This is a genomic window from Rhizobium sp. RAF56, from assembly GCF_052113965.1.
Classification (GTDB): domain Bacteria; phylum Pseudomonadota; class Alphaproteobacteria; order Rhizobiales; family Rhizobiaceae; genus Rhizobium.
In genome coordinates this window covers 1-1,296 of sequence record NZ_JBFRDU010000106.1, presented here as the reverse complement: position 1 = coordinate 1,296, position 1,296 = coordinate 1, and the positions used below count along the sequence as shown (strand labels likewise).

General features: G+C 58.3%; 2 protein-coding genes. Both read right to left on the bottom strand.

Annotated elements, in window-relative coordinates; all coding sequences use genetic code 11:
- Positions 1-671: flagellin N-terminal helical domain-containing protein (locus tag AB4048_RS28765; protein WP_442205345.1), on the bottom strand; the 671-nt coding region annotated here is incomplete at its 3' end.
- A 268-nt stretch (positions 672-939) separates the two neighbouring features.
- The coding region (locus tag AB4048_RS28760; RefSeq protein ID WP_442205344.1) for a flagellin at positions 940-1,296 on the bottom strand (357 nt) is incomplete at its 5' end.

Here is a 1,296-nt window from a genome sequence, read left to right as displayed (position 1 = left end):
GCCGATTCCACCATGCTCAGCGCGCCGGCGATCTGACCGGAGGTCATGGACGAAATATCCAGGCTGTAGACCGAGTAGCTCGAAGCCGTCGAATAGGCCGTGCCGAGGATGCCCGAGGTCGTCGTGACCGTCGTGCCGCTCATGCCGAAGAGCACGTTGCCGCTCGAGCTGGCGTCGAAGGCGTAAGAGGTCGAGTTGACCTTGACGCCGCCGCTGGCATCGCGAACGAAGGAGGACACGACCGAAGCCGAACCACCGGAAGCCGCTGCGACCCAATTCTGGCCGTAGAAGGAAGCGGACTGAGCAACGCTCAGAAGCTGGTCCTGCAACTGCTTGACTTCTTCCTGCACCTTGGACTTGTCGACGCCGTCTTCGGTGGCGGCAACGAGCTTCGACTTGATCGAAGAAACGACGTCGATGGCGTTGTCCATCGCCGTGTAAGCGGTGTCGATCTTGGCAGCGCCGAGGCCAAGCGCGTCGGAAACGGCCGACATGGCGCTGTCGTCGGAACGCATGGTGGTTGCGATCGACCAGTAAGCAGCGTTGTCCGAAGCCTTGTCGATGCGGAAGCCGGACGATACGGCGTTCTGCGTCTTGTTGAGGTTCGAGTTAATCCCGCGCAGCGTCTGCAGCGCTGCCATTGCGGAATTGTTGGTATTGATACTCGTCATTGTGTTCCTTGCCCCTATGGCATCTGTTGAAAAGGAACATTCCGGACTACCACCGGGGAACGGCTGTGAGCGTCATGCCAGCTAACCCAGATCTTAAGGTTAACCCGCCGTTTCGATGGCCCTAGAGAACACTATGTTGGTTAAGAAACGTTGAAATCAAAAAGCCGAAAACAATAAAAAAAACCGCGCCTTAGACAAGGCGCGGTTAACGTTTCGTTCAGAAGTTTCCGATGCTGCCAAGCAATTGCCGCGCAGCCTGCCCTTTGCCTTAGCGGAAGAGCGACAGGATGTTCTGCGACGAGGAGTTGGAGATCGACAGCGACTGGATCGCCAGCTGCTGCTGCGTCTGCAGTGCAGACAGCTTGCTCGATTCCTGTTCCATGTCGGCATCGACGAGCTTGCCTACGCCCGACTGGATGGAGTCGCGCAGATCCGAGGTGAAGCTTGTCTGCAGATCGATGCGGCTCGAGAGCGAGCCGAGCTTGGAAGCAGCCGAAGTCATCGTCTTCAGAGCCGATTCCACCATGCTCAGCGCGCCGGCGATCTGACCGGAGGTCATGGACGAAATATCCAGGCTGTAGACCGAGTAGCTCGAAGCCGTCGAATAGGCCGTGCCGAGGATGCC